Consider the following 1,216-nt stretch of genomic DNA (forward strand, 5'->3'; position numbering starts at 1 on the left):
CGGACCGCCACCCGGCCGATCGGGCTGTTCGACGCGCGGGGTTTCCGGTCCAGGATCGCCGCCGAGTGCGATTTCGACCCGGACGCCGCCGGGCTGTCGGCCGTGGAGGTCGCCCGGATGGACCGGTACGTGCGGTTCGCCGCGGTGGCCGCGGACGAGGCGTGGCGGCAGGCCGGACTCGACGTCGAGGACCCCTGGCGGGTGGGCGTGTGCACGGGGTCGGCGGTCGGCGCGACCACGCGGCTGGAGCTGGACTACGTCGCCACCTCGCACGCGGGCCGGCGGTGGCTGGTCGACCCGGGGGCGGCGTCCCCGTTCCTGTCCCGCGCCCTGTCGCCCGCCACGCTGGCCGCGGAGGTCGCCGACCGGGTCGGCGCGCGCGGACCGGTGCGCACCGTGTCGACCGGCTGCACCGCCGGGCTGGACGCGGTCGGCCACGCCGCCCGCCTCATCGAGGAGGACCGGGCGGACGTCGTGGTCGCGGGCGCGGCGGAGTCCCCGATCTCGCCCATCGCGGTGGCGTGCTTCGACGCGATCGGGGCCACCTCGACCCGCAACGACGACCCCGGTCACGCGGCCCGGCCGTTCGACCGCGACCGCGACGGGTTCGTGCTCGGCGAGGGCGCGGCCGTGCTGGTGCTGGAGGAGTGGGGGCACGCCCGTCGCCGGGGCGCGGTGGTGCTGGCCGAGGTCGCGGGTTTCGCGACCCGCAGCAACGCCCACCACATGACCGGTCTGACCGCGGAGGGCGTCGAGATGGCCGAGGCGGTGCGGCGCGCCCTGGCGCAGGCCCGGTTGGCCCCCGGGGACGTGGACTACGTCAACGCGCACGGTTCGGGCACCCGGCAGAACGACCGGCACGAGACCGCCGCGCTGCGCCGGGCGCTCGGCGCGCACGCGTACCGGACGCCGGTCAGCTCGATCAAGTCGATGGTCGGCCACTCGCTGGGCGCGGTCGGCGCGATCGAGCTGGTGGCCTGTGTGCTGGCGCTGGGGGAGGGGGTGGTCCCGCCGACGGCGAACCTGGACACCCCCGACCCGGAGTGCGACCTGGACTACGTGCCGCACACGGCGAGGGAACGGGACCTGCGCGCGGTGCTGTCGCTGGGCAGCGGGTTCGGCGGGTTCCAGTCCGCGGTCGTGCTGACCCGTCCGGACCGGCGATGACCGCCGTGGTGACCGGCCTGGGCGTGATCGCACCCAGCGGTGTCGGCGT

At 76.6% G+C, this 1,216-nt stretch carries 1 protein-coding gene; it reads left to right on the forward strand.

The features are described 5' to 3' along the window. Nucleotides 1–1,167: beta-ketoacyl-[acyl-carrier-protein] synthase family protein (locus tag ACFXGA_RS40220; protein WP_378098494.1), on the forward strand; the 1,167-nt coding region annotated here is incomplete at its 5' end. Nucleotides 1,168–1,216: the final 49 nt, after the last annotated feature.

The organism is Actinosynnema sp. NPDC059335, from assembly GCF_042752395.1.
GTDB lineage: Bacteria > Actinomycetota > Actinomycetes > Mycobacteriales > Pseudonocardiaceae > Actinosynnema.